The 26128-nt window shown below is 62.4% G+C and carries 27 protein-coding genes and 1 tRNA gene; 14 read left to right on the plus strand and 14 right to left on the minus strand.

Annotated elements, in window-relative coordinates:
- Positions 1-63: 63 nt before the first annotated feature.
- Positions 64-1080, plus strand: a complete 1017-nt coding sequence (locus QZ498_RS01860) for a LacI family DNA-binding transcriptional regulator (protein WP_294619640.1) — start codon at positions 64-66, stop codon at positions 1078-1080.
- A 264-nt stretch (positions 1081-1344) separates the two neighbouring features.
- On the opposite strand, the gene QZ498_RS01865 is transcribed toward QZ498_RS01860, so the two are convergent.
- On the minus strand, positions 1345-2082 hold the full coding sequence (locus tag QZ498_RS01865; protein WP_294619642.1) for a glutamine amidotransferase: 738 nt from the start codon (positions 2080-2082) through the stop codon (positions 1345-1347).
- Between the two features lie 215 nt (positions 2083-2297).
- Between QZ498_RS01865 and QZ498_RS01870 the strand changes: the two genes are divergently transcribed.
- Together QZ498_RS01870 and lpxK are read left to right on the plus strand one after the other, a co-directional pair.
- Complete coding sequence (locus QZ498_RS01870; protein ID WP_294619644.1) at positions 2298-3515, plus strand: glycosyltransferase N-terminal domain-containing protein; 1218 nt, start codon at positions 2298-2300, stop codon at positions 3513-3515.
- Positions 3515-4507 (plus strand): tetraacyldisaccharide 4'-kinase, encoded by a 993-nt coding sequence (gene lpxK, locus QZ498_RS01875; RefSeq protein ID WP_294619706.1) that lies wholly within the window; start codon positions 3515-3517, stop codon positions 4505-4507. The genes QZ498_RS01870 and lpxK overlap by 1 nt, the downstream gene beginning before the upstream one ends.
- Before the next feature lie 86 nt (positions 4508-4593).
- On the opposite strand, the gene rpe is transcribed toward lpxK, so the two are convergent.
- The 3 genes from rpe to QZ498_RS01890 all read right to left on the minus strand — a co-directional run bounded on the left by rpe (position 4594) and on the right by QZ498_RS01890 (position 6874).
- On the minus strand, positions 4594-5277 hold the full coding sequence (gene rpe / locus QZ498_RS01880) for a ribulose-phosphate 3-epimerase (protein WP_294619646.1): 684 nt from the start codon (positions 5275-5277) through the stop codon (positions 4594-4596).
- A gap of 137 nt (positions 5278-5414) precedes the next feature.
- Positions 5415-6149, minus strand: a complete 735-nt coding sequence (locus QZ498_RS01885) for an SDR family NAD(P)-dependent oxidoreductase (RefSeq protein ID WP_294619648.1) — start codon at positions 6147-6149, stop codon at positions 5415-5417.
- Positions 6146-6874: an SDR family NAD(P)-dependent oxidoreductase gene (locus QZ498_RS01890; protein ID WP_294619650.1), complete on the minus strand. Its 729-nt coding sequence runs from the start codon at positions 6872-6874 to the stop codon at positions 6146-6148. Before QZ498_RS01890 ends, QZ498_RS01885 begins: the two co-directional genes overlap by 4 nt.
- A gap of 163 nt (positions 6875-7037) precedes the next feature.
- Between QZ498_RS01890 and QZ498_RS01895 the strand changes: the two genes are divergently transcribed.
- On the plus strand, positions 7038-8681 hold the full coding sequence (locus QZ498_RS01895; protein WP_294619652.1) for a long-chain fatty acid--CoA ligase: 1644 nt from the start codon (positions 7038-7040) through the stop codon (positions 8679-8681).
- Positions 8678-9091: a PaaI family thioesterase gene (locus tag QZ498_RS01900; RefSeq protein ID WP_294619654.1), complete on the plus strand. Its 414-nt coding sequence runs from the start codon at positions 8678-8680 to the stop codon at positions 9089-9091. Before QZ498_RS01895 ends, QZ498_RS01900 begins: the two co-directional genes overlap by 4 nt.
- On the opposite strand, the gene QZ498_RS01905 is transcribed toward QZ498_RS01900, so the two are convergent.
- Positions 9088-9501: an NUDIX hydrolase gene (locus QZ498_RS01905; protein WP_294619657.1), complete on the minus strand. Its 414-nt coding sequence runs from the start codon at positions 9499-9501 to the stop codon at positions 9088-9090. The two genes, QZ498_RS01900 and QZ498_RS01905, sit on opposite strands and share 4 nt — an antisense overlap.
- Positions 9502-9605: 104 nt before the next feature.
- Here QZ498_RS01905 and QZ498_RS01910 point away from each other — a divergent pair, with 104 nt between their 5' ends.
- Positions 9606-10859, plus strand: coding sequence for a DNA polymerase IV (locus tag QZ498_RS01910; protein WP_294619659.1), 1254 nt, complete (start codon positions 9606-9608; stop codon positions 10857-10859).
- Between the two features lie 147 nt (positions 10860-11006).
- Here QZ498_RS01910 and QZ498_RS01915 read toward each other — a convergent pair whose 3' ends face one another.
- A complete protein-coding gene (locus QZ498_RS01915) occupies positions 11007-11600 on the minus strand; it encodes an NAD(P)H-dependent oxidoreductase (RefSeq protein ID WP_294619661.1) in 594 nt (197 codons plus the stop codon).
- Positions 11601-11702: 102 nt separating this feature from the next.
- Between QZ498_RS01915 and QZ498_RS01920 the strand changes: the two genes are divergently transcribed.
- Positions 11703-12278, plus strand: coding sequence for a TetR/AcrR family transcriptional regulator (locus QZ498_RS01920; RefSeq protein ID WP_294619663.1), 576 nt, complete (start codon positions 11703-11705; stop codon positions 12276-12278).
- A gap of 2 nt (positions 12279-12280) precedes the next feature.
- On the opposite strand, the gene QZ498_RS01925 is transcribed toward QZ498_RS01920, so the two are convergent.
- Positions 12281-13144, minus strand: a complete 864-nt coding sequence (locus QZ498_RS01925; RefSeq protein ID WP_294619665.1) for an N-formylglutamate amidohydrolase — start codon at positions 13142-13144, stop codon at positions 12281-12283.
- Between the two features lie 146 nt (positions 13145-13290).
- On the opposite strand from QZ498_RS01925, the gene QZ498_RS01930 reads away from it, so the two are divergent.
- From QZ498_RS01930 to QZ498_RS01940, 3 genes are all read left to right on the plus strand, one after another.
- A tRNA-Val gene (locus QZ498_RS01930) sits at positions 13291-13365 on the plus strand.
- 80 nt (positions 13366-13445) lie between these two features.
- Positions 13446-13571, plus strand: coding sequence for a type B 50S ribosomal protein L36 (gene ykgO, locus QZ498_RS01935; RefSeq protein ID WP_008562923.1), 126 nt, complete (start codon positions 13446-13448; stop codon positions 13569-13571).
- Between the two features lie 167 nt (positions 13572-13738).
- Positions 13739-14251, plus strand: coding sequence for a hypothetical protein (locus tag QZ498_RS01940; RefSeq protein WP_294619668.1), 513 nt, complete (start codon positions 13739-13741; stop codon positions 14249-14251).
- 182 nt (positions 14252-14433) lie between these two features.
- Here QZ498_RS01940 and QZ498_RS01945 read toward each other — a convergent pair whose 3' ends face one another.
- From QZ498_RS01945 to QZ498_RS01975, 7 genes are read right to left on the minus strand one after another with little or no spacing between them, the layout of a single operon-like run.
- Complete coding sequence (locus tag QZ498_RS01945) at positions 14434-14802, minus strand: carboxymuconolactone decarboxylase family protein (RefSeq protein ID WP_294619671.1); 369 nt, start codon at positions 14800-14802, stop codon at positions 14434-14436.
- Positions 14803-14805: 3 nt separating this feature from the next.
- Positions 14806-16494 (minus strand): thiamine pyrophosphate-binding protein, encoded by a 1689-nt coding sequence (locus QZ498_RS01950; protein WP_294619673.1) that lies wholly within the window; start codon positions 16492-16494, stop codon positions 14806-14808.
- Between the two features lie 12 nt (positions 16495-16506).
- Complete coding sequence (locus QZ498_RS01955) at positions 16507-17307, minus strand: alpha/beta hydrolase (RefSeq protein ID WP_294619675.1); 801 nt, start codon at positions 17305-17307, stop codon at positions 16507-16509.
- The gene (locus tag QZ498_RS01960; protein ID WP_294619677.1) at positions 17308-17904 is read right to left on the minus strand and encodes an amino acid synthesis family protein; all 597 of its coding nucleotides are present in this window, start codon (positions 17902-17904) and stop codon (positions 17308-17310) included.
- Positions 17894-18952 (minus strand): LLM class flavin-dependent oxidoreductase, encoded by a 1059-nt coding sequence (locus QZ498_RS01965; protein ID WP_294619679.1) that lies wholly within the window; start codon positions 18950-18952, stop codon positions 17894-17896. The genes QZ498_RS01960 and QZ498_RS01965 overlap by 11 nt, the downstream gene beginning before the upstream one ends.
- 16 nt (positions 18953-18968) lie before the next feature.
- On the minus strand, positions 18969-20441 hold the full coding sequence (locus QZ498_RS01970) for an aldehyde dehydrogenase (RefSeq protein ID WP_294619681.1): 1473 nt from the start codon (positions 20439-20441) through the stop codon (positions 18969-18971).
- A gap of 9 nt (positions 20442-20450) precedes the next feature.
- Positions 20451-20981, minus strand: a complete 531-nt coding sequence (locus tag QZ498_RS01975; RefSeq protein ID WP_294619683.1) for a flavin reductase family protein — start codon at positions 20979-20981, stop codon at positions 20451-20453.
- Positions 20982-21102: 121 nt separating this feature from the next.
- On the opposite strand from QZ498_RS01975, the gene QZ498_RS01980 reads away from it, so the two are divergent.
- The 4 genes from QZ498_RS01980 (at position 21103) to QZ498_RS01995 (ending at position 25853) form a co-directional block, all read left to right on the plus strand.
- On the plus strand, positions 21103-21960 hold the full coding sequence (locus QZ498_RS01980; protein ID WP_294619685.1) for a LysR family transcriptional regulator: 858 nt from the start codon (positions 21103-21105) through the stop codon (positions 21958-21960).
- A gap of 219 nt (positions 21961-22179) precedes the next feature.
- A complete protein-coding gene (locus QZ498_RS01985; protein ID WP_294619687.1) occupies positions 22180-23130 on the plus strand; it encodes a glycine betaine ABC transporter substrate-binding protein in 951 nt (316 codons plus the stop codon).
- Between the two features lie 90 nt (positions 23131-23220).
- Complete coding sequence (locus QZ498_RS01990; RefSeq protein ID WP_294619689.1) at positions 23221-24273, plus strand: glycine betaine/L-proline ABC transporter ATP-binding protein; 1053 nt, start codon at positions 23221-23223, stop codon at positions 24271-24273.
- Positions 24270-25853: a proline/glycine betaine ABC transporter permease gene (locus tag QZ498_RS01995; RefSeq protein ID WP_294619691.1), complete on the plus strand. Its 1584-nt coding sequence runs from the start codon at positions 24270-24272 to the stop codon at positions 25851-25853. The genes QZ498_RS01990 and QZ498_RS01995 overlap by 4 nt, the downstream gene beginning before the upstream one ends.
- Positions 25854-26128 lie beyond the last annotated feature (275 nt).

The following is a 26128-nucleotide window of genomic DNA, read 5'->3' on the forward strand; positions in this document are numbered from 1 at the left end:
AAGCCATGAAAACAGTATTGCAAATGTTTTCATTTTTAGTGCTGAAATCATGGGTAACCCACTGTGCAAAAAGATAAAAAAGCTGATATCATCGCTGTCGCAAAGGCTGCAAAGGTCTCACCCTCAACCGTGTCGCGCGCCTTCAACCACCCCGATCTGGTCAAGGCCACGACTCGCAAGAAGATCGACGCGGCGGTGCGGCGTCTGGGCTATATCCGCAACCGCGCGGCGCAAACCATCCATGGTATCCGAAGCGGCACCATCGGCCTCATCGTGCCCACCATCGACCACACGATTTTCGCCGAACTGATCCAGAGCTTTTCGGATGCCGTGGCCGAACAGGGCTTCACCATCCTGCTCGCCTCGCATGATTACAGCCTTGAACAGGAATATGCCCTGACCCGAAAGATGCTGGAGCACCGCGTCGATGGTATGGCCCTTGTTGGCGTCGAACACTCCAAGGATACCTACGGCCTTCTGGGGCAGCAAAACACGCCCTCGATCCTTCTATGGAACGTGGATGAAACCGCGCCCATCCCCTGCGTCGGCTCAGACAATTATCTTGCCGGACGGTTGATCGCCGAACACGTCACAACCCTCGGTCACCAAGACATTGCCGCGCTTTTCCCGCCGCTTGCAGGAAATGACCGCGCCGCGCGCCGCTTCGACGGCATGCAAGACACCCTTTGCAAGGCCGGATGCGAGGTTCCCCGCCACCGTATCCTCGAAACCACCTATAGCATCGCCGACGCCAAAGAGGCCGTGGGCCGCCTCATCACCCAAGGCCCCACGCCCAGCGCGATCCTCTGCGGCAATGATGTTCTGGCATGGGGTGCGCTACACGCCCTCGCCCGCGCGGGCCTGCGCGTGCCGCAGGATGTCACCGTCACCGGAATCGGCGATTTCAAAGGCTCGCGTGATTTCGAACCACCGCTCACCACCGTCCGCATCCCGGCCCCGCAAATCGGCACCTGCGCCGCCGAAATGATCGTCGCCTCAATCATCGGCACCGACCCCACCCCACAAAACGCCATCATCGCCCCCGAACTCAAGGTGCGCGCGACCTGTCGGGCGATTTAGGGTCCGTGGACAATCATAAACCGTCACCAGTTTCAGTCCAAAATCGCTCAGTTCAAGGAATTTGAGCGCCGAACTAGCGGGCTAATTCAAGCTCGAATGACGCAGAAATGGGCGATTTTGGCGAAGCCCCTTGGGGGCGCGGCGGATTTTGCCCACCGCTGCGTTGCTTTGCCCTTGCGATGACCCACATCGCGGCGGTCAAAGCGCCTGGCACTGTGCAAAATCCGTCTCGCGCTGGTGGCGGTTTATGATTGTCCAAGGACCCTAACCAAACCGCTTCACGAAATTCCGCAAGATCACCTCGGGCGCGGTGACATCCGCCGCCCGGCACATGGCAATCAGGTCATCGGCCGTTTCCGGCGGGAAATAGCCCTTGTGCTTGTAAATCTTGATCCGCGTCTCAAACCCCGCCGCGTCCGCCTCGGGGTGAAACTGCGTGGCATAGACATTCCGGCCATGCCGCACCATCTGGAACGGGCAGGCCTCCGAGGCCACCAGATGCACACAACCTTCGGGCAGCGCCTGAAGCGCCTCCTTGTGTCCAACAAAAGCGTCAAACCGCTCCGGCACCCCGTCCAGCAAAGGGTCATCCCGCCCCGCATCGGTCACCGCACAGGCCGATGTGCCCACCGGCTCGCCATAGCGCAGCTTGCTGACCTCGCCCGCCAGATGCTTGCCCAGAATGCCAATGCCGTAACAACAGCCCAGAAACGGCAGATCGCGCCCCGTCACCTCCGGCATGATCGAAAGCACCTCCGCCTCGATCTTGGCCTCCACCGGGCTTTTGTCCTCGGGCGCGTCACTCACGCAGCCCGGCCCGCCGCCGACAATCACCCCGGCCAAATCATCCAAATCCAGATCACCGGGCAAAGCCTCCTGATCCAACCGCACCCGGCGGGTTTGCGCCTCCTCCAAGCCGCCCTTGCGAAGGATCGCCGCGAATTCATCATCGGCGGCCTCTTTCTCAGGACGCAATTGCAGGATCAGAAAAGGTTTACTCATGGCACGCGGGCCTCACGGTCATCTCGGGTACCGTTGCACTGGCGCTTTTCCCCGCCCCCGTCAAGATGGCACAAGAGCGCCTTCCGCTTGACGCTGACAAGCAATAGAATACGCTGGCTTGGCCACGCTGACCCCGCCCAAGGACCGCACAATCATGGCCTCGCGCTACGCCTTTCCGCTCGTTGCACGCGCTTGCCGCGCCAAAGGGTAACCCGATGCCGCAGTCCCTCTCGCTCGCTGCCTATCTGGCCTATGCCCGCCGTGGCACCACTGATCAAACACCGCCCGACACGCCGCGCCCCGAGGGCGCGCTGATCTGGGCGCATGCCGTGGATGCCGACCGGGCCGACGCGCTGGTGCAGCTGGCCCAACGGCTGGCCGCCTTGCGTCCCGGCCTGAAAATGGTGCTGACCACACCCGAGGACAGCGCGCCCGTCAACCGCAATAGCAAGGCCGTTCTTCGTCAACCGCTGCCGGACGATACCATCGCCAGCGCCGAGACTTTCCTGAAGCACTGGCGTCCGGCGCTTTGCCTCTGGACCGGGGGCGACCTCAAGCCAGCCCTGCTCAGTTGCGCCGACAGGATGGAGATTCCGCTTTACCTCCTCGATGCCGACGAACACTTGTTCAACCGGCGCAGTTGGCGCTGGTTCCCGGATATGCCGCGCGCCCTTCTGGGCCTCTTTACCCAGGTTATCGCGCGCGACGAAGCCACCGCGGGCATCCTGCGCCGCTTCGGCCTGGCCGACGCCGATATCGCCATCACCGGCCCCTTCCGCGAAGGCACCATTTCGCTGCCCTACAACGAATCCGACCGCGAGGAACTGGCCGGGCTTCTGCGCGGGCGACCCGTTTGGCTGGCGGCCATGGCAAACCCCGATGAACTCTCGATCATTCTCGACGCTCACCGGCAAGTCAGCCGACAGGCGCACCGCTCGCTGCTCGTGATCGTCCCCGACGACGAGACCGACAGCACCAGTTTTCAGAATCGCTTGTCCGAGGGCGGTTGGCGCCATGTCCTGTGGTCCGACGGTGCCTTGCCCGAGGAAACCACCCAGGTCCTGCTGGCCGACACCCATGGCGAAATGGGGCTCTGGTATCGCATCGCGCAAATCACCCTGATGGGCAGCTCGCTCATCCCCGGCCAATGGGGCCGCGACCCCAATGAGCCCGCCGCCCACGGTTCGGCCATCCTCTATGGTCCCAACGTGCGCCGCTACCTCTCCAGCTACTCGCGCTATGCCGAGGCGGGCGCGGCCCGCATCGTCAAGGATGCCGACAGCCTCGCCGCCGCCGTCGTGTCGCTCATCCCGCCCGACCAATCGGCGGCCATGGCGCATGCGGCATGGGAGGTGGCTTCCGAAGGCGCGGGCGTCACCGACCAGATCCTCGATCTGGTGCAAGACACCCTCGACGCGCTGGAGGGCGAATGATGCGCACTCCCCGCTTCTGGTTCACCTCACCAGACCGGCCCGGCCTGCGCGCCCGCCTGCTGGCCCCCTTGGGCATGCTCTACGCTGCCGCCACCGCCCGTCGCGTGGCCCGCCCCCCCCAAATCCGGCCCAATGTGCCGGTGATCTGCGTTGGCAACCTCAATGCGGGCGGCACCGGCAAAACCCCCACGGTGATCGCCCTCGTGCAATGGCTGGCCAGCCAAGGCCTCACCCCCGGCGTCATCTCGCGCGGCCACGGCGGGTCCCTGCCCGGCCCGGTCGAAGTGAACGAACGCCGCCACAGCTACGAGGAGGTGGGCGATGAACCCCTGCTCATCGCCGCCTTCGCGCGTACATGGGTCGCCAAAGACCGCGCCGCCGCTGCCCAAGCGGCAGAGGCCGCTGGCGTTGATGTCCTCGTCATGGACGACGGCCACCAAAACCCCGATGTCGCCAAGGATATCACCCTGATCGTGGTGGATGCCGCCAAGGGCTTCGGCAATACCCGCTGCCTGCCCGCCGGCCCACTGCGCGAACCCCTGGGCCCCGGCCTTGCCCGCGCCGACCTGCTGCTCTCCATCGGCCCAAGCCCCGCGCAAGCGCAATTCGCGCAAGCCTACGGCCACCACATCACCATCCCGCACCTCACGGGCCAATTGGAACCGCTGCAAACCGGGATGGACTGGTCCGACATGCGCGCACTGGCCTTCGCGGGCATCGGCCACCCGGGCAAGTTTTTCGCCACCCTGCAAAGCCTCGGCGCCAGCCTCGCCCGCGGCGAGGCGCTGGAAGATCATCAACCCCTCACCCAATCGCTGATGACCCGGCTGGAAGGCGAGGCAAAACTCTTGGGCGCACAATTGGTCACCACGGAAAAAGACGCCGTGCGCCTGCCCAAGGACTTCCGCCAAAAAGTCATCACCCTGCCCGTCCGCCTGAACATCGATGATCTGGCACCGCTGCAAAAACGACTGGACCAGGCGCTGCAATAACAGCCCCCAAGCCCGTCTTCTTCTGTTCCCAAATATCCTGGGGGAGTCGCCCGCAGGGCGGCGGGGGCAACGCCCCCAAATCCGCCTCAGCCCGCGACAGCCGCCCGAATGGCGCGCATGTTCTCGCCATAAGGCGCAGGGTCGCTCACGCTGCCGCCCTTGAACACCGCCGAGCCTGCCACCAGCACATCCGCCCCGGCCTCGGTCATCAACGGTGCTGTCTCGGGCGTGATACCGCCGTCGATCTCGATGTGAATGGGCCGGTCGCCGATCATCTCGCGCAAGCGGCGCACCTTCTGGACCTGACTGTGAATGAACTTCTGTCCACCAAACCCGGGGTTCACCGTCATCACACAGATCAGATCCACCATGTCGAGAAGATACTCAACCTCTTCGATCCCCGTCGCCGGGTTCAGCGCCAGACCGGCTTTGCAGCCCGCCCCGCGAATGGCCTGCAACGTGCGGTGGGTATGCGCCCCCGCCTCCAGATGCGCGGTCAGAACATCGGCCCCGGCCTCGGCAAAGGCCTCGATATAGGGATCAACCGGCGCAATCATCAAATGCACATCCATCACCGTGCTGATGTGCTTTCGGATCGCGGCACACATCGGCGGGCCAAAGGTCAGGTTCGGCACGAAATGCCCGTCCATCACATCCACATGAATCCAATCGGCCCCCTGCGCCTCAACGGCTTCGATCTCTTGGCCGAAATTGGCGAAATCGGCGGACAGGATGGATGGTGCGATCTTGACGGTGCGGTCAAACGACATGGCAAATGCTCCCCTAGGCTGATCTGCACATGCGAGTTCTGGGCCTGAAGGTCAAGAGGGCCAAGCCCGTTCGAACGGGCTTGTTCGCGCGGTTTTCCAAACCGCGCGAACAAGCGCCTTGCAAGGCGCTTCCCCGTCTAGGGCAAGCTCAACCGCGCCATACGCCCGCCATCCACCGCCCAGACCTGCCCGGTGATGAAACTCGCCGCATCCGACAAAAGCCATGCAATCAGCCCCGCCACCTCCTCGGCCCGGCCCGTGCGGCCCACCGGGTGGATCCCACCGATCTTGGCGCGAAACTCGGCCGGGTCGCCAAGGCTTTCGATGAAAGCCTCATTGAGCTCGGTATCAATCCACCCCGGCGCCACCGCATTGCACCGCACCCCGTCCTTGCCATGGTCCACCGCCACCGCCCGCGTCAGGGCATGCAACCCCCCCTTGCTGGCGCAATAGGCCGGGTGCCGCGGGTTCGATCCCAGCCCCTCGATCGAGCCCACATTCACAATCGCCCCGCCGCGCTGCTTCAGATGCGGCATCGCATGGCGGATCAGCATGAAAGGGGCTGTCAGGTTCACCTGAAGCGTCGCCGCCCAATCCGCCTCACTGGTCTCCTCAACCGTGCCTTCGCGCATCATTCCGGCACAATTGACCAGAATATCCAACCGCCCGGCGCGCTCCATCACCTCGCCGACGATCCGTTCAGGGCATCCCGGGTCCATGAAATCCGCCGCAATCCCCTCATGCACCGGCTCCTCGCCGCGCTGCGCGGTAAAAACCCGGGCGCCGCCCGCAGCCAAAGCCGCCGCCGTCGCCGCCCCCATGCCGCTGCGCCCACCGGTGACCAGCGCCACCTTTCCCTCAAATCCGCTCATTGCACGGCCTTTCCGCCATTCACTTCAATCAAGGCCCCACATAAATATCGCGCCTGATCCGAGGCCAAAAACACCACCACATCGGCAATGTCCTCAGGCTCCGCGATCCGCCCCAAGGGGACCGAGGCGTTGAGCGCCTCAACCGCCTTGTCGGGGTCAAACCCCCGCGCCGCGAAGCCAGACCGCAACATCGGCGTATTCACCTCATTGGGGCACACCCCGTTCACCCGTATCCCCTGATGCGCATGATCCATACCCAAGCATTGGGTCATTGAGGCCACCGCCGCCTTCGACATCACATAAAGCGGATGGTTCGGCCCCGGATGCACCCCCCAGCACGAGGCGACATTGACAATCGCGCCACCGCCCGCGCCGTCCATCAACGGGATCGCCGCGCGACAAATCCGAAACGGCGCTTCGACATTGATCGCCATGGTCCGCGTGTAATCCGCATCGGTGGCCTCAGTGATCTTGCCGCGCGTGATGATCCCGGCGTTGTTGACCACAATATCCAAACCGCCCAGCGCCTCTGCCGCCCGCCCCGGCAAGCCATCGCAAAACCCCGCATCGGTCAAATCCCCACAGAGGGTCAGATCAGCACCGCTTTCAACCAGATCGGCCCCGGCCACCCTGGCCCCCCGCGCCTGCAACGCCGCCACAATCGCCCGCCCGATCCCCCCGGCGGCCCCCGTCACCAAGGCGCACTTGCCCGCCATATCCTTCATACTCGTCTCCCTGCACATCTGCTTTCCCCAGCACAGCACAGTCACCACGCCCCAGCCCCCAGAAAACCGACCCGCCCATGTCGTTTCATGCATCCCAATTGATCCCTCCCCGCTTTCATGCCACCGTCGCCAAACCGCGCGATCAGGGAGGAGACCAAGAAAAATGAAAGGCATGATGCAGCATCGCCCGCTGAGGATCATTGATATCCTCACCCACGCCGCCGAGGCCTTTGTCGATCAAGGCATCATCTCGGTCCGGGACGAGGGCGATATTCACCACGCCACCTACCCCGAAATCCTTGGGCGCACCGCGCAACTGGCCCATGCCCTCGACGCGCTTGGCGTGCAGATGGGCGACCGCGTGGCGACACTGGCATGGAACGGCCACCGCCATGTGGAGCTTTATTATGCCCTCGCTGGCATCGGCGCGGTCTGCCACACGGTAAACCCCCGCCTCTCGCCCGAACAAATGGCCTATATCCTCAACCACGCGGGCGACAGCCTCCTGTGCATTGATCCCAGCCTCGTACCTATAGCCGAGGCCGTAGCGCACGAAGCCCCCAAGGGCCTGCGCTACATCATCCTCACCGACCGGGCGCATATGCCCGACACCACGCTCGATGCGCTCTGCTACGAAGACCTGCTGGAAGGTCAGCCCACAACCTACGACTGGCCCGAGTTCCCCGAAGAAACCGCCTCGGGCCTCTGCTACACCTCCGGTACCACCGGCCACCCCAAGGGGGCGCTTTATTCGCACCGCGCCACGGTGCTGCACGCCCTCACTGTACCGCTCGCGCAAACCACCAGTTTCGCGGCAGGCAAACGGGTCATGCCCGTGGTCCCGATGTTCCACGTCAATGCATGGGGCCTGCCCTACAACGCGCCGCTGACAGGCATGACCATGGTCATGCCCGGCCGCCACCTTGATGGGGCAAGCCTCTGGCAATTGATGGAAGACCACGATGTTTTCTCCGCCTGGGGCGTGCCCACTGTCTGGGCCGGGCTTCTGGCCGAAATCCAATCCAAAACCCGCGCCCCCCATGCCTTCCGCGATCTGGTGGTCGGCGGCTCCGCCGCCCCCGCCAGCATGACCGAGGCTTACGAGGGCTTCGGCGTCACCGTGTCTCAAGCCTGGGGCATGACGGAAATGAGCCCCATCGGCACCCACGGCGTTGTCCCACCGCGGCTGCAAAACGCACCCCTCTCCGAACAAATGCAAATCAAGACCAGCGCGGGCCGCAAGAAATTCGGCCTTGATTTCAAACTGGTCGATGACGACGGCAACCTCATGCCCCACGATGGCGAGGCCGTGGGCGAACTTTACGTGCGCGGCAACACCGTCATCACCGGCTACTATGACAACCCCGAGGCCACGAATGCGGCGATGGATGCCGACGGATGGTTCGGCACCGGCGATGTCGCCTCCCTCACCCCCGAAGGGCAACTTATCATCCGCGACCGCGCCAAGGATCTGGTGAAATCGGGCGGCGAATGGATCAGCTCAATCGACCTTGAAAATGCCGCCATCTCGCACCCCTTGGTGAAAACCTGCGCCATCATCGCCGTGCCGCACCCCAAATGGGATGAACGCCCGGTTCTGGTGGTCGTCCCCGAAGGCGATCAGCACCCCACGCTCGAAGACATCCACGCCCACATGGGCGACCATTTCGCCAAATGGCAGCTTCCCGATGATCTGCTCTTCACCGATGAACTCCCCCTCACCGCGACCGGCAAAATCTCCAAGCTCACCCTGCGCCAGCAATTTGCCGACTACACCCACCCTGACCAGCGAAAGGGCGGTGCATGAGCCAGGACAACAGCCACCTGTTTGAAAAACCCTCTGCCATGGCCACCCATCTGGGGATTGAGATGACCGACTGGCAAAAAGGCTTCGCCCGCGTCGAGGTGCCCATCGCCCCGCATGTGGCCAACCGCCAAGGCATCCCCCACGGCGGGCTGCATGCCACCTTGATGGATACCGCCATGGGCTTTGCCGGATGCTTCACGGGCGATCCCGACAAACGGCAAATGGCCCTGACCCTGTCGATGACAGTCAACTACCTCGGCCAAGCCCAAGGCACCCGGCTCATTGCCGAAGGCCACGTCACGGGCGGCGGGCGCAAAACCTATTTCGCCAAGGCCGACGTATCGGATGATCTCGGAAACCTGATTGCCACGGCAACGGGTGTGTTTCGGTATCGCGGCACTCCCACCTAGGGCGCCAAGGTCGGCCCCTCCTGCAAAACCGTCCGCACCCGGTCCCTGAAATGCGGGATCGCCTCGTCATGCGCGGCAAAATCAACCGGGTCCATCAGGCACCACCCAACCCCCTCGCCGCCAAACCGCACGCCTCGCGCCCGCTCAGGCGGCAACCACGCGGCGAAAAACCAAACCGGACGCGGCACCTCGTAAAAGCGCCGCCAGCGCAACTCCTCCGGCGCCAGCGCAAGGCCCACTTCCTCCCGCGTCTCGCGCAAGACACAATCCTCGGCACTCTCCGCGCCCTCGCGTCCACCGCCCGGCAGATCAAGATACCCCGGCCAAGGGATCCCCGGCGTATGATCTCGCCGCAGCACCAGCAAATCAGCCCCCAGAAACAGGATCACCTTGGCCCCTTCGAATGGCATATCCCCGCCCAATTTCCAGTTTCGTACGAAACCCTGCTTACCGGGGATGAGTTTCGTACGAAACCCACGTACAATTCGTACGACTCGTACAACTTGGCCATGCCATGCCCGCCCTCTGCCGCGATTGCCTTGAAACCTTCGATAGCGCTGCCCGCTGCCCCGCTTGCGGCAGCCCGCGTATCATCGCGCATGACGAATTATTCGAGCTCTCCATCGCCCATATGGACTGCGATGCCTTTTACGCCAGCGTCGAAAAACGTGACGATCCCAGCCTCGAAGGCAAGCCCGTCATCATCGGCGGCGGGCGGCGCGGTGTGGTCTCAACCGCTTGTTATATCGCAAGAATTCGCGGCGTCCGCTCGGCTATGCCAATGTTCAAGGCGCTCAAACTCTGCCCCGACGCGGTGGTCATCAAACCTCGGATGGAGGCCTACGCGCAGGTCTCGCGCCAAATCCGCGCACTGATGGAAGACCTCACCCCGGCGATTGAGCCGCTCTCGCTTGACGAGGCCTTTCTGGACCTCACCGGCACCGCCCGCCTGCACGGCGCACCCCCCGCCGTGATGCTCGCCAAACTGGTCAAAACCATGCGCAGCGAATTGGGCGTCACCGGCTCTATCGGCTTGAGTCATAACAAGTTTTTGGCAAAAATCGCCTCTGACCTCGACAAACCCCACGGCTTTTCCGTGATCGGCCAAGCCGAAACCGCCACCTTCCTGCATGACAAACCCGTCAGCCTGATCTGGGGCGTGGGCCAAGCCACGCGAACGGCCCTCGATACCGCCGGCATCCGCACCATTGCCGATCTGCTCAGATGGGAGAAAACCGATCTCATCGCGCGCTTTGGCGCCATGGGCGACCGCCTCTGGCACCTTGCGCGCGGGCAAGACACCCGCCGCGTCAGCCCGAATTCTCCAATGAAATCAATCTCGAACGAGACCACCTTTTCCGAAGACACCGCCGATCTCGACATTCTCGATGGCCACCTTTGGAGGCTTTCTGAAAAGGTCTCCGACCGCGCCAAGGCCAAATGCACCGCGGGCCGTGTCGTCACCCTCAAACTCAAACGCGCCAACCACGCAATCCTTACCCGCCGCGTGGCGCTGAGAGACGCCACGCAACTGGCCGACACGCTCTATCGCACCGCACGCGGGTTGATGGATCAGGTCGAGGGCAACGCGCCCTACAGGCTTATCGGCGTTGGCCTGTCCGACCTTGTCCCACAAGACAGCGCCGATCTCTCGGGCGACCTGCTCGATCCCAATGCGAAAAGCCGCGCCAGCGCCGAACGCGCCACCGACTCGATCCGCAGAAAATTCGGCGCGGGCGCGATTCTCAAGGGCCGCGCCCTTCGCTAAAGCCCACGGCTTTCATCTTTCCCAAAATACTCCCGCCGAAGGCGACAAGCCCGTTCGAACGGGCTTGCACAGCACGGTTTTGAAACCGTGCAGGAAAGCGCCTTGCAAGGCGCTTGGGCCAAGCCGTTTCGAAACGGCTTGGTCCGGTCAGGCCGCCTTGGCGCCCAGCCCCGCAACCCGGTCCAACCAGCGCTGCACCTGCCCCGTCTTCGGGTGGCTCGCCCCTGAAAAATACGACACCCGCGCAGGTTTGATCCCCACAAATCCAAGGATTTGCCCCCGCAGCTGACGGATCATCGCACTGCCATGGCGCAGCCGTAGGAACCACCTTGGCGTATCCGACGTCACGATCACTCGCGCGGTCCGTCCGCCCAGCATCGGCGCGGGCATACCGATTTTCGACAGGTTGCGCGTATCAAAGGCCCGACCCGGCAAGAACGCCCGATCAAACAACCCCTTCAGCTTCGCAGGCACACTGCCCCACCACATAGGTGCCACCATCACGAAATGCTCACACCATTCGATATCTGCCATGACCTGCTCAAGCGCAGGCTCCAAGGGTTTTGTGTTCACGTAACCCGCGTTCTCATAATCCATATCGAAAGCCAGCTCGCTCAGATGCGCCACACGCACCTCGTGACCCTTGGCCACTGCCGCTTTGGCATAGGCCGCAGCCAAAGCCCGTGACAGCGTGTCTTTCGCCGGATGCCCATCCAGCACGTAAATCCGTTTGCGTTCCATGAGTCTCTCCAAAATTGACCATGGTCATTTTATATGCCGACAGAACGCCGCCCGGTCAACTCATAATTTGACCTCGGTCAATTTTTGTGCAAATTTTCCCACATGACCAAACAACAATCCCGCACTTTGCAAACCCGCGCCCGCCTGCTGGACGCCGCGCAAGAGATCATCGGCGAACTTGGCTACGAAGGCCTGCGTACCCAAGAGGTTGTGAAACGCGCCGGTGTGGCCAAAGGCACCTTCTTTGCCCATTTCCCCGACAAGGACGCGCTGATGGAAATCCTCATCGCCGCCGAAATGGACGCCTTCCTCGACCAAGCCGAGACCGCCCCGACACCCGACAGTATCGAGGCGCTCATGGCGATGATCATGCCGCTGATCGACTTCATGCGCTGCGAACGCTACGTGTTCGACGTGATCCTGCGCCACTCGGGGGCCGCAGCCAAGGACAACATCGGCCCGATCGCCCTCACCTTCGCCCGACAGGACGAGGTGTTCACAAAGCTGCTCGAAAACGCCCCCTTCCGCAAAGATATCTCGGCCGGACTCATGGGCGAAGGCATCCAAGCCTTCGCCATTCAGGCGCTGGCCCTCGATTTCTGCACCATCAACAACGAAATGCCGCTCGAAGAGCGGTTGTCGATCTATCTCGATGCATGGCTATTGCCCGAAGGCTAACGCTACTCCGCCGCCAAAGGCGCGGCCTTGGGGCGGCCAATGGCGGCCACCTCGGCAATCACCCCTTCGATCAGCCGCTTGAAGGCCTCGAAGTTGCCGTTGGGGCGAATCAATTGCTCATTCATGTAAAGCGCCCGGTCAATCTCGACCTGCACCGCATGACGGTTGCGCGACGGGCGGCCATATTGCTGCGTGATATAGGCCCCGGCAAAGGGCGTGTTGCGCACCACGACAAGCCCGGCCGCCTGAAAGGCCGCCTCGATCCGGCTCACCACCTCGTCACAAGCCGCCGCCCCGAACCGATCGCCCAACACCACGTCGGGCCGCTTCGCCCCCATGCGCACCACCGAATCCATCGCCTCATGCGGCATCGAATGGCAATCCACCAAAATCGATTGCCCAAACATCGAATGCGCCTGATCCAACTGCCCGGCCAAGGCCTCGTGATAGGGCCGCCAATAGGTCTCGATCCGGCGCTCGGCCTCCTCGCGCGACAGCTTCCCACGGTAGATTGGTCGCCCGTTGGCCACCACCCGCGGGATCACCCCAAGCCCCGAGGCGATGCGCGGGTTATGCCCGGCCTTGCGCACCCCTTCGATCAGCGCCGGGTCCAACTCGTCTTCGCTGCGGTTCAAATCCACATAGGCGCGCGGCGCCCCGGCCTTCAACAATGGCGCACCAAAGCGCGGCGCGGCTTCGAACAACTGATCAACGAAGGCATCTTCCGACGACCGCACCTGATGCTGGTCCAAGGCCGTTTTGCGCAGGAACGACCACGCATAATCCCGCCCGCTATGGGGCGAGGCAAAGACCACGCTGCTGGTCCGCCGTTCGGGGTGCGTCAGATGAAAAGCCGCCTTTGGCATCCGTCCCTCCTGTTGCGCTTTATCATAGACTGAAAATGTGTTTCTAAAAGCCCTTGATCCCCCCGCCGACTCCTTTTATAGACCCCGCTTACTGGCGCGGATTTCCGCGCCCCTATTCGTTGGGGCGCTTTCGCAAAGGTATTCATGGGCGATTAGCTCAGTGGTAGAGCACTTCGTTGACATCGAAGGGGTCACTAGTTCGAACCTAGTATCGCCCACCATGAATTCACTGTTCCGCAATCGCGTGGAACGCCCGTAACCCCAGGCGCTGGCCCGCGCCGCGACAAAGTAGGAGAAGACCATGAAGGTCAAGAACTCGCTCCGCTCGCTGAAGAACCGGCACCGTGACTGCCGGGTCGTGCGCCGCAAAGGCCGCGTCTACGTCATCAACAAGACTCAGCGTCGGTTCAAAGCCCGTCAGGGCTGATCCGAACGGATCCATGTTGCAAGGCCTCGCCACCCGGCGGGGCCTTTTCTTTTGGTAGCTGTCAACTCGGTGAAACAGACGCGCAAAGGGTTGTGCAAAGTTCTTCCTTGCCTGAGCGCAGATGATCTCCCTACCCTGAGCATGGCATTTCAACGCAAGGATTCTTCATGTTTTCCAGAACCACAGCCCTATTCGCCCCCCTTATCGCCCTCGGTCTGGCCACGCCAGCATTGGCCGAAAGCACCGGGGAGATTGCCCTGACCATCGCCGGCGAAGACCTCGTTCTTCCCCTTCGCGGCGGTCAAAGCGACTGGAGCGGAAGCGCCAACTGGCCCTCGGTCAGCCTCTCGGCCCGCGCCTTCAACGCAGATGGCGAAGACCCGGTTGTCCTCAGCCTCAGCTTCGACGCCGCGAACTGGACACCCAGCGTGCCCGAGTTGCGCCTGACGCGCTATGAAGACAGCCAAGCGGTGGAAAAGCTCTTTTCCGGTGAAGATCAAGAAGACGGCGCGCTCTCTGTCACCCTCGGCAGCCACGATCTGAACGGAACCACACTATCCCTCACCGGCAGTTTCCAAGGCACGATGGGCACCTCAGACAATTATGGCCGCGACATCGACCTATCACAGGGCAAGCCCGTCGAAGGCACCTTCGAGGTAACAGTCGAACAACTGGAATAGACCGGGCCATTCCTCCGCAGGCAAGGCGCTTCAAAGGCCTTTCTCCGGGTGGTTTTGCAAGCCAGAGTTTCGCGCGCAAGCGTAACGCGATGCCGAACTCAGATCATCATCCAGGCCCGGATAACACCAGCGATGAAAACCGTCTCCCCGACGCTCATAGCGCCGTGCACCATTGCCATCGCTCAACCTTGCTGCCCGGCCTTCTCGGCCTCTTCCAGAAGGATCGGCACGCCCATGGTCATCGAATGGATTCCCATGATCGAGGTCAGTTGGATCACCTCAAGGATTTCTTCCTTGGTGGCCCCGGCCTCAAGCGCGTTGGCCATGTGCCGCCGGGCACCCGAGGGCCAAAGGTGCGTGGTCGCCACATTGATGGCGATGAAAATCAACTCCTTGGTCTTTTGATCCAGCGGCCCGTTTTGCGGCACCGAGCGGAATTGCAGGAAGGCTTCGAGGTAGTCGGGGTCCAGCTCCTCCAGCGTGGTCCAAAAGGGGTTCCAATCGCCGGTGGCGCGTTGCGCTTCGGTGGCGGGGTATTTCGTGTCGGACATGGGTCAGCCCCCTCTGTGTTTGAAGCTATCGCGGCGGAAGGAATAAAGGGCTGCGGGGTCGACCATCACGTCGATCACGGCGGGTTTGCCGCAGGACAGCGCCGCCTCAATGGCCTCGGCGGTTTGCGCGAGCGTCTCGGCGCGGTAGCCCTTGGCACCGTAAAGTTCGGCCAGTTTGTCAAACGGCGGGCTTGAGATATCCGCGCCGATGTAGCGGCCGTTGAAAAAGTCGCGCTGATAGGCCTTTTCCGCCCCCCAGCAGCCGTTGTTCATCACCACGGTCACGGTGTTGATCCCGTAATCGACGGCGGTGGAGAGCTCCGAGGTGGTCATCCCGAAACCTCCATCGCCCATCAGCGAAATCACCGGGCGGTCGGGGCAGGCCAGCTTGACCCCCAGACCGGCGGCAAAAGAAAAGCCCACCAGCCCGAAATCAAGCGGCGTGAACAGGCTTTTGGGGTGCCAGTAGTTCAGCTTGTCGGTGGCTTGCAGACAAAGCGTGCCCGCATCCATGGTAAAGGCGCTGTCCTTGGGGCAGGTATCGCGCAGGGTCTTGAACAGGCCCGAGGGCTGGATGATGGAATTGGCCACGTCGGCCTCGGCGTCGCGGGTCGCAAGAAAGGCCTGCCGCTCGGCCTTATAGCTCTCGGTCCAGGCTTCGGCCTCGGCCCGGCGGCTGAGCTTCTCTGCTTCGGCGCGCAATTGGTCGGCCACCGTGGGCGCGTCGCCCCAAATGCCCAGCTCCACCGGGAAATACCGGCCAATCGCGGTGGGTTCCTGTTCGACATGGATGATCGCCGCATCGCGGTTGATGTTGTCATAGCTGTAGAAGGTGGCGTTGAAGCCGATGCGCGTGCCAAGGGCAAGGATCACATCGGCCTCTGTCATCAGCCGCGAGGCAACCTCGTTGCCCCGCGGGCCCATCTGGCCCGCGTTAAGCGGATGGCCAAACGGGATCGCGTCGCCATGCCCGGGAGAGCTTACAAGCGGCGCGTTAAAGGCTTCGGCCAGTGCAATGGCGCGGTCGGCGGTGCCGGTGTTCTTGATCCCGCCGCCCACCATGATCACCGGCCGCGCGGCCCCGGCCAGCATCTTGGCGGCCTGCGCAACGGAGGCCTCGGGCGCAGCCGTGGGGCCAACCGGGCGATAGGCCTCGGGCTTCGGCATATCGCCAAACTCCGCTTGCCCCGACAACACATCGCGCGGCAGGTTCAATTGCACCGGCCCTTTGCGCGGGGCGTTGGCGACGCGAAAGGCCTCTTGCACCAGTTCGGGCACCCGGTCGGTCGAAGGGGCGGTCCAAGTCTTCTTGGTGATGGGGGTGAAAAGCGCCTGTTGATCCACCTCCTGAAAGGCATCGCGATAGACATGCCCCGAGGCCAGCGCGCCACCGATGGATACGATGGGTGTATAAGCGGCCTTGGCCTGCGCCAGCCCGGTCACAAGGTTGGTGGTGCCGGGGCCGTTTTGGCCGGCCAGCACCACACCGGTGTCCCCGCTGGCGCGGGCATATCCATCGGCCATATGGGTGCCGGTGCGTTCATCATGCACACCGATAAAATTGATTTCTTTCGCATCGTAAAGCGCGTCGAACATCTCCATCGTGGCCGAGCCGATCAGACCGAAAACGAATTTCGTGTCCTCAGCCTTGAGGGCTTCGACGGCGGCCTGTCCACCGGAAAGCTGTGTCATGGGGGTATCCTTTTATTTGGCGAACACGCGGTTCAGGAACTCAAGAACCGGCTGTGAAAAGAGGGCGGGCTGTTCGATCAGCCCGAGGTGTTGAAGCTGCGGCACGATCTGGGTTTCGGCGCCGGGGGTCTCCTGCGCGATGGCGTGGCTCATCGACGGGGTGGAGCCGCTGTCATGCTCACAGGTGAGGGCCAGTATCGGCAGGGTGATGGGCGGGTCGGGCGCGATCAACTCGCGCACACCTTCGGCCAGCACCTGCCGGTGCGCCGCGTAATTGGCCGGGTCATTGGCCAGCACGATATCGCGGATAGCGGCCACCCGATCCGGATGATCGCGCCGGAAACTTTCGGTGAACCAGCGCGCCAGCGTCACGTCGATCCCTGCCGCCGGGCCACCCGCCGCCGTGTCACGGGCGCGTTGCTCAACGATCTGTTGCTGCTCCTCCCCCCGGTCATGGGGCGAGTTGAGAATGGCCAGCGCAGACACCCGGCCCGGATGGTCCATCGCGCAGCGCCGGTTGATCATCCCGCCCAGCGAAAAGCCCACAAGCGCGGCGCGCTCGATGCCCAACTCGTCCATCAAAGCGATCAGTTGTTCGCTGAGCGCCGTCAGGGTGACGGGGCCTTCGGGCAAAGCCGTTTCGCCATGACCCAGAAGGTCATAGGCCAGTACCCGGTAGTCACCCGCCAGCACCGGGGCAATCTCGCCCCATGTGCTTTCGCGCGTCAGGCCCAGCCCATGGATCAGCACCACAACCGGGGCATGCTTGGGGCCGGTCAGATCATAAGCCGTTCCCTGTTGCGAGACCGCCATTCACAGCCCCGCCGGGTTGTCGACGTCGCGGCCCATCTCGCGCAGGTCCTCGTAGCGGTCGCCGATACGGTGGTTGGGGTGCCCGCCCACCGAAGCACCCAGCGCCACGATGATTTCATCCTCGGCAGGGGCATCGGCGATGGAGGTCTGGATCGTCTGGTAATGCGAGCGCCGCCCGCCATCATCCTTGTCCATCAAGGGAATGGTGATCGGACAGTTGGCCGCCCCGCGTGTGTTGGAAAACACCAGATAGCTCTTGGCGTTGATCGCCTCGCGGAACTGATTGCCGAAATGCAGCGTGTGGGTCAGCGCTTGGGCATGTTCCACTTCGCCGCCCATGCCGACAACCGAGGCCTTGCCGCAGCCTTCCAATTGGTCTCCCGTGACATCCAGCAACATGCCGGTCAGCAGTTTGCCGATTTCCGGCCCGTGGTCCTGAATTTCCGGGCGCATGTTTTCCACATGGCCGCGCCCGAACCACGGGTTCTTGATGATGACCATCGCGGCCACCAGAAGCGTCGGTTCATCAACCTTTTTCCAGCCTTCAAGATAGGTGGTTTGCTGCCAAAGCAGCGTGCGGCGAATTTCAACCGGCATGGGCCATTTCCTTTTCTGCGAATGCGGGCAGGACTTTGTCGATGAAGAGTTGCAGCGAGCGTTTCTGCTGATCCATGTCCATGCCCATCGAGGCGTAGTAGATGAAGCCATCAAGCCCAAGCGCCTCGTAGCCTTTCAGCTTCTCGATGACCTGCTCGGGCGAGCCGAACAGAAGGTTTTCTTCCAGCGTCGCCGGGTCGTAGCGGAAGTTGCCTTCAAGGTCTTCCGGGGCCACCTCTTCGGGGAAGCCGTTGATGACATCGCCTGTCTGGGTCATCAGGTTGCCGAATTGACCCAACTGAACGCGCACCGATTGCAGGGCGTTCTGCCGGTCGTCCTCGGTTTCATAAACCGCCGCGTGGCGCATCATCACCCAGCGGCCATCGTATTTGCCGCCGTTCTTGGCAATCGCATCGTCGAGCCGCGCGCGATAGGTTTCCGCCTCGGACATGGGCATGGTCAGCGGCCAACTCAGGATGTTGCAGTTGTTCTGCACCGCATAGTCAAAGGTAATCGGCGCACGCGCCGCCACCCAGACAGGCACCTCGTCCTGCACCGGCTTGGGGCAAGAGGTCGCGCGCGGGAACTGCCAGAACTCGCCGTTGTGCTCATAGTCGCCCTTCCACAAAGCGCGCACCACGGGCAGCATTTCCTGCATGTAGCGATAGCTGTCTTTTTGATCGAGGCCCGGGAACATCCGGTCGAACTCACGCTGATAGGCGCCCGAGCCGATGCCGAACTCCAATCGCCCATCGCTGAGCAGATCAAGGAACGCGGCCTCGCCGGCAAGGTTGATGGGATGCCAATAAGCGGCATTCACCACGCCAATCCCGAGCCGGATATTCTTGGCATGCTCCCCCCACCACGTCAGGATTTGGAAAGGGTTGGGCGCAATCGTCATTTCCATGGCGTGGTGTTCGGCGGCCCAGGCAATTTCGAACCCCGCCGCATCGGCCATTTTCACCATTTCAAGCGTGTGGTCGCGCACGTCTTTCATATCCGTGTCAGGGCTCATCCGCTCAAGATTGATCGCAAGTTGAAATTTCATGGTGTCCTCCCTTGGCTCATCGCGACACGAACTGGCTTGCCAGCGGGTCCGATGATGTGTTCATCCAGACGGTTTTCGGGCGCGTGTAGTCATAGACCGCCTGAAAGCCGCTCTCGCGGCCGTAGCCCGAGGTTTTCATCCCGCCGAATTCGGCAATGGGTGAGACCGCGCGATAGGTGTTCACCCAAACGATTCCGGCCCGCACCGCACGGCTCATCCGCAGGGCGCGGGCGCTGTCGCGGGTGAAAATCCCGGCGGCCAGCCCATGCACCGTGTCATTGGCCAGCGCCAGCGCCTCCTCCTCGGTGCGGAAACGCAGCACGCTCAGGACCGGGCCGAAAAGCTCGGTATCGACGATGTGCAAATCGGGGCTGGGGCAGTCGATGATCGTCGGCTCATAGAACATGTCCGATCCGGCATCGGCGCGCTTGCCGCCACAGATGATCTTGCCGCCCTCTTCGACCGCGCGGGCGACCTCGCGTTCGATGGTATCCATCTGCCCCTGGGTACAAAGCGGGCCCATGTCGGTTTCCTCGGCCATGGGGTCCCCGATGGTCACGCCGCGCGCAACCTCGGCCATACGTTCAAGGAATTCGTCGGCCACGTCTTCATGGATAATCAGGCGCGACCCGGCGACACAGCTTTGGCCCGAAGCCGCGAAAATCCCCCCGACCGAGCCATTGACCGCGCTGACGATGTCGGCATCGTCGAACACGATGAAGGGGGATTTGCCGCCCAGCTCAAGGCTGATTTCGGCAAAGTTTTCACGCGTGTTTCCAATGACATGCCGCGCTGACGCGGGCCCGCCGGTAAAGGACACCCGCGCCACAAGCGGATGCGAGGTCAGGACCTTCCCACAAGGGTCGCCATGGCCGGTGACGATATTGACCACACCATCGGGAATACCTGCCTCGGCAATCATTTCGCCAAACTCCAGCATCGCCGCCGAGGCATGTTCCGAGGCCTTCAGAACAACCGAATTCCCCGCCGCCAACGCCGGGCCGATCTTGACCGCCGCAAGAAACAGCTGGCTGTTCCAAGGCACCACGGCGGCAATCACGCCCAGCGGTTCGCGATTGCTGAAAACGAACATGTCGGGCTTGTCGATGGGCAGGGTCTCGCCATGGATCTTGTCCGCAGCCCCGGCATAAAAGTGATAAAACTCGCTGATATACTTCGCCTGCCAGCGGGTTTCCTTGAACATCTTACCGGTGTCGCGGGTTTCGATCTCGCCCAGATGCTCGGACCTGTCGGCCAAAAGGTCAGCCAACCGGCGCAGGCAATGGCCGCGTTCCGTGGCACTCATCTTCGCCCATGGGCCTTCGTAACAAGCCCTATGCGCCGCCCGCACGGCGCGGTCTACATCCTCGGCACTGGCTTCGGGAATCTCGGCCCAATTCTCGCCCGTGGCGGGGTTCATACTGGGGAAGGTGCCCCCGTCCGAGGACGGCACCCATTCCCCGTCAATCAGCATCTTGTATGTCTTCATCTTACGCTTTCAGTTCGCGGCCGCGAGGGCCATTTGAGTTTGCGGCAGCACCCTGTGGTAGCAGCCGTCGCTATAGGTCAGGGGCCGGGACGTTCCGGCCAGCACATCGCGCACATGTCCCAGCACGATCAGATGGCTGCCCGAGCGCACCGTTTGCTGCAAGACACAGCGAAAGGCCGTGGCCCCATCAATCTGCGGGGCCTCACCCGGCGCGCCGTAACAGTTGATTCCCGAAAACCTGTCCTCGACCCAAGCATCGTGCCGCCCGGCAAAGCGGTCGGCGATATCGGCATCGGTCTCGGACAGGACATTCACGCAGAACACCCCGTTTTGCGACACGGCCTTGGCGATCCGGCTTTCGGCGAAAAGGCACACCAGAACCGTGGGCGGGTCCGCCGAGACCGAGGAAAACGCGCTCACGGTGGCCCCGTGCCGCCCGGCCTCACCGTCGGTCGTGACGACGGTGACCGACGACGCCACTTGGCGCATGGCGGAAATGAAGTGGTCTCGCGGCACCAGTTGTGTGTTGTCTCGAAACATCTCGACGCTCCTGCTGTTGCGGGCAAATTCGTGATGTCAGGACGGTCTCACAAAACCTCAATTCTTGATAGCGAATAGTTTTGCTTTATAAATGCAAAAAATTCGAATTAAGGAGGGCGCCATGAATATCGTCTCGTTGCAGACCTTTTTGGCCATCGTCGAAACCGGCAGCTTGGTGCGGGCCTCGCAGAAAATGAACGTGACGCAATCCACCGTGACGGCGCGCCTCAAAACACTGGAAAACGACATCGGCCAAGTCCTTCTGAATCGTCAGAAATCCGGCACCACGCTCACACCGGCGGGCACCAAGCTGTTGGGCTATGCCCGGATCATGACCGGGCTTTGGCGGCAGGCGAAATTCGACACCGCCCTGCCCACGGGGCTCGATGCGGTCTGTACCTTCGGCTGCGACCGCGAGCTATGGCACGGCCCGGGGCGGCACTTCTTTTACGATATCCTTTCCGAACATCCCGAAATCGCCCTGTCCGTGCATCAAGGCAGCAGCGAAGACTTGGAGAACTGGCTGCTCGAAGGCGCGGTCGATGTGATTCTGACCTACGAGGCCGTCGCACGGGGCAACCAAACCATCCACGAGTTGCCGGTTGAACGTCTGGTCCTGTATTCCAGCAACCCCGATACGCCGATGATCGGCGACCCGGATTACATCTTCGTCGATCACGGGACCGACTATCGCCGCATGCACGCCGAAACCTACCACGATGCCGGGGTCGCCCGGATCAGTTTCGACAGCTCATGGTGGGCGCTTCAGTTCATCCTCGACAATCGCGGTTCAGCCTATCTGCCCGAGGCGCTTGCCTATCGGTTCCTGCGCAACGGACGTCTCTTTCCCGTTGTCGGCGCCCCTGTTTACACCCGCAAGAAGTGCCTTGTCGTCAACGACACCGCCGCACAAAACTGGAGCTGGTTTCAAAACCTCGTCGACCGCCTGAGCAACGACTCCCACGCCCTCCCGGACTAAGGCATGCCGACCCTGTATATTCAAATTCTTCGAACATTCTCTGCATAAAGTTTCGCTTATCAATTTCTTGAGGCTGGTTAACCTAAGGGCCTGACCAGACCCCGGCCCGCCACCCGCGGCGCAGGGCCATCTGGTCCGGCGCCCGATGGCGGGCGTGTCAGAACAAGAAAAGGCCGGGGCGCGGGTGCCGCGGCATGTCCGAATAGGGAGAACTAGCCAATGAAATCGCTCAAGACCTTACTGGTCGGCGGCACCATGCTGGCATCCACGCCTGCACTGGCCGCTGATATCGTGATCGGCGTGCCGAACTGGCCGTCGGTCAAGGCCGCAGCCAATATCCTGAAAGTTGCCGTCGAAGACAATCTGGGGCTCGAGGTAGAGCTGCAAAACGGCACCAACCCCATCGTATTCGAGGCCATGGACTCAGGCGCCATGCACATTCACCCCGAGGTCTGGCTACCCAACCAACAAAACCTCGCCGATCAATTCGCCAAGGAAAAGGGCACCGTTGTCATCAACGAAAACGGTGTTTCCGCCTTCCAAGGCATGTGCATGGACCGCGCCAGCGCCGAGGCCAATGGCATCACCTCCATCGACGACCTGACCAACCCCGATGTCGCGGCCCTGATCGACCGCGATGGCGATGGCCAAGGTGAGCTTTGGATCGGCGCGCCCGGCTGGGCCTCAACCAACGTGGAACAGATTCGCGCCAAGTCCTATGGCTACGATCAGACGATGGAACTGGTGCAGACCGATGAAACCATCGCCTACGCTGAACTCGACAGCGCAATCGAGGCGGGCGAGCCTTGGATCGGGTTTTGCTATGGACCGCATTATGTTTTCGCCCTGCATGACCTTGTGGTGCTGGACGAACCCGAGCATGACCCCGCCAAATGGAACGTGGCACAGCCTACCGACGATCCCGACTGGCTGGAAAACTCGGACGCCGCGGTCAGCTGGCCACCGATCTACATCCACATGGCCTATGCCAAATCGCTCGAAAGCGACTACCCGGCGGTCTCCAGCATGCTCAGCAACGTGGATTTCGACACCGATACTGTCTCCAACATGACCTATCAGCTGGTCATCGAAGGCAAAGAGGCCCCGGCCTTCGCCCAAGAATGGGTCGCCGCCAACGAAGATCAGGTTCTGGGCTGGTTCCTGGAGTGACGAAAAGGTGCCGCGCCCCAACCCGGCGCGGCACCCCCCCGGCGCCTTCTTGGTTCGCACCTTGGCATCAAAAAAATCGGGACAGATCACATGACAGACGAAAGCGTCGTCCGGCTCAGGGACGTTTGGAAAGTCTTCGGCCCCCGCGCCGACGAGGCGATTTCGGCCATCAAGACCGAAGGCATCGGCAAACCCGAGGTGCTTGAACGCTTCGGCTGTGTTGTCGGCGTGCAATCGGCCAGCTTCGACGTCGCCCGCGGCGAAATCTTTTGCATCATGGGCCTGTCGGGCTCGGGCAAATCCACCCTTGTGCGCCATGTCAATCGCCTGATCGAGCCTACAGCGGGGACAATCGAAATCCTTGGACAAGACGTCTCGTCCCTGTCGCACACCGAGCTGCGCCGCATCCGCGCCGAAAGAATCGGCATGGTGTTCCAGCACATGGCGCTGATGCCGCACCGCTCGGTCCGCGACAACGTGGGCTACCCCCTCGAAATCCGCCACATCCCCAAATCGAAACGCTGGGCGGTGTCCGATCACGCGCTTGAACTGGTTGATCTGGTGGGCTTCGAAGATCGCCTCCCCTCCGAGCTTTCGGGCGGCATGCAACAGCGCGTCGGCATCGCCCGCGCGCTGGCCTCCGACCCCGAAATCCTGCTGATGGATGAACCCTTCTCGGCGCTCGACCCGCTTATTCGCCTGCAATTGCAGGACCAGTTCAAGGCGCTCGTCGCGCAACTGAAGAAAACCACGCTTTTCATCACCCATGACCTAGACGAGGCCATTCGCATCGGCCATCGCATCGCCATCATGAAGGATGGGGTGATCGTGCAAATCGGCACGCCCGAAGACATCGTGATGAACCCCGCCGACGATTACGTGCGCGAGTTCGTTCAAGGCATTTCCAAGCTCAAACTGGTCAAGGCCCACTCCATCATGGTGCCGATCGACGAGTTTCGCGCCACCGACACCCGGTCGCTCGACGACTCGCTGCGCGCCGATGAAGGGGCCGATCTGGATCAACTGATCGACCTCTCCGTCGACACCTATGCGCCGATCATCATTACCGAAAACGGTCAGGACGTCGGCGTCGTGGACAAGGCCCGCCTGTTGCGCGGCATCCAAGGGGGCAAGCAAGAATGACCGACACCAGTACAGAACAGAAAATCACCGCCGCCTCGGATATCGAGGTCGACCGCGCAGCGCTGGATCAATCCATCCACGACTACGCGGGTCCGAATGGCGCCGCCTATGTCACCGCCTTTCACAAGATTCACAAGGCCACCGGCTGGATGCCCGTCACCTTCCATATCTGGGCCGCGATCCTGGGGCCGCTCTGGGCCGCCTCGCGTTCCATATGGGGTATGTTCTGGGCCTTCTTGTTGCTGGAAACAGTGGCTTGGGTGCAGATCGGGCGGGGGGCTTGGGGCGACCCCGGCGCCGATTTCGCGGAACGGGCCGCCCGACAGGCCGACCGCGCCCAAGACCTGCGCGACCGCGCCGCGCAAGCCAGCGATCAGGCCGATATCGACCGCTTCTCGACATTGGCCGCGAACATCCAAAGCGCGGCCGACAGCAGCCTTGCCAAGGCACAGGCGGCGCAGTCCGAGGCCATGGGCATCCTGATCACCGGACTGGTGTTCTTGCTTCTCATCAAATTGCTGCAAGGCGTGATGGCCTATCCCGCCTGCGAAAAGCAATATGAGCGCTGGCGCATCGACCCTGACGCAACCGAACATGGCCGCTCCCTCAATAACACGCTTCTGGGCGCGGCACTGACTGCCGCGATCGCGCCGCTGATCATCTATAAGTTCACCGCCAATGCCGCCATGGGCCTGCTCGAAGACTTCCCCGAAGATCGCGCCTCGGCCCTGATCCTTGGCAGCGAGGATCGCACCCTGTTTTCGGTGGTTGCAAGTTGGCTCGAAGACCGGATCGACGCCGCCGCCGCCGCCGGGGGCGATGTTTTCGACGGGTTGGTCGCGGGCGTGCGCGCGGTGCTGGATGCGCTGACCGTCGCGCTGAACGGCTCGCCCTGGCCGGTGGTGATGCTGGTGATCTGTGTCACCGCATGGCGCGCCGCAGGGCCGCGCGTGGCGGTCTTCACCGCGGCCTCACTGGCCTACATCGCGCTGCTGGGCTATTGGGCGGTGGCCATGGAAACCGTGGCACTTGTCGGCGCGTCGGTGCTGCTCTGCGTGGTGGTTGGCATCCCGCTGGGCATCTGGTTCGGCAAATCGCGCCGCGCCTATGCCGCGGCCGAACCGGTGCTGGACCTGATGCAAACCCTGCCGGCCTTCGTGTACCTCATTCCCATCATCGCCTTTTTCGGCACCGGCAACCCGCCCGGTATCCTGGCAACGATCATATTCGGCATGCCCCCGGTGATCCGCCTGACCGCGCTCGGGATGCGCGGCGTGCCCGACAGCATCAAGGAGGCCGCCGTGGCCTTCGGTGCGTCGCGTTGGCAGTTGCTCAAGGATGTCGAAGTGCCGCTGGCGCTGCCCTCGATCATGACCGGGGTCAACCAGACCATTCTGATGTGCCTCAGCATGGTGGTGATCATCTCGCTGATCGGCGGCGGCGGTCTGGGCAAGGAAATCCTCGAAGCGCTGCAATACGCGGCCAAGGGGCCGGGGCTTCTCGGCGGCTTCGCCATCCTGTTCCTGGCCATGGTCATGGACCGGATCGTGCAAGGTGCCTTCCGCCGGGGCGATCAATAGAGTCGCCCCGTTCCACCGCCCGGAACGCGGCCTCGCGTAACGGCCCGTGACCGGTTTGAAGACCCGGGGTGCGCAAATGGCTTTCTGGATCAAGGGGGCAGCTTTGCCTGCGGTCTCGCAGGAGCGGACCGGGTTTGCAAAGCCAAAGCGATGGTCCAAAAGAGGCCCTTCGTTTACCGTGCGGCGAATCCCGGGTGCGAGCCCTTTTTGAACAATCCCGAGGTCGCTGATGACGCTTATTTGGCAGAAACCCAAGGCGCGGAATCAAGGCCGAA

It is taken from the genome of uncultured Roseovarius sp., from assembly GCF_913057115.1.
In the GTDB taxonomy this organism is placed as follows: domain Bacteria; phylum Pseudomonadota; class Alphaproteobacteria; order Rhodobacterales; family Rhodobacteraceae; genus Roseovarius.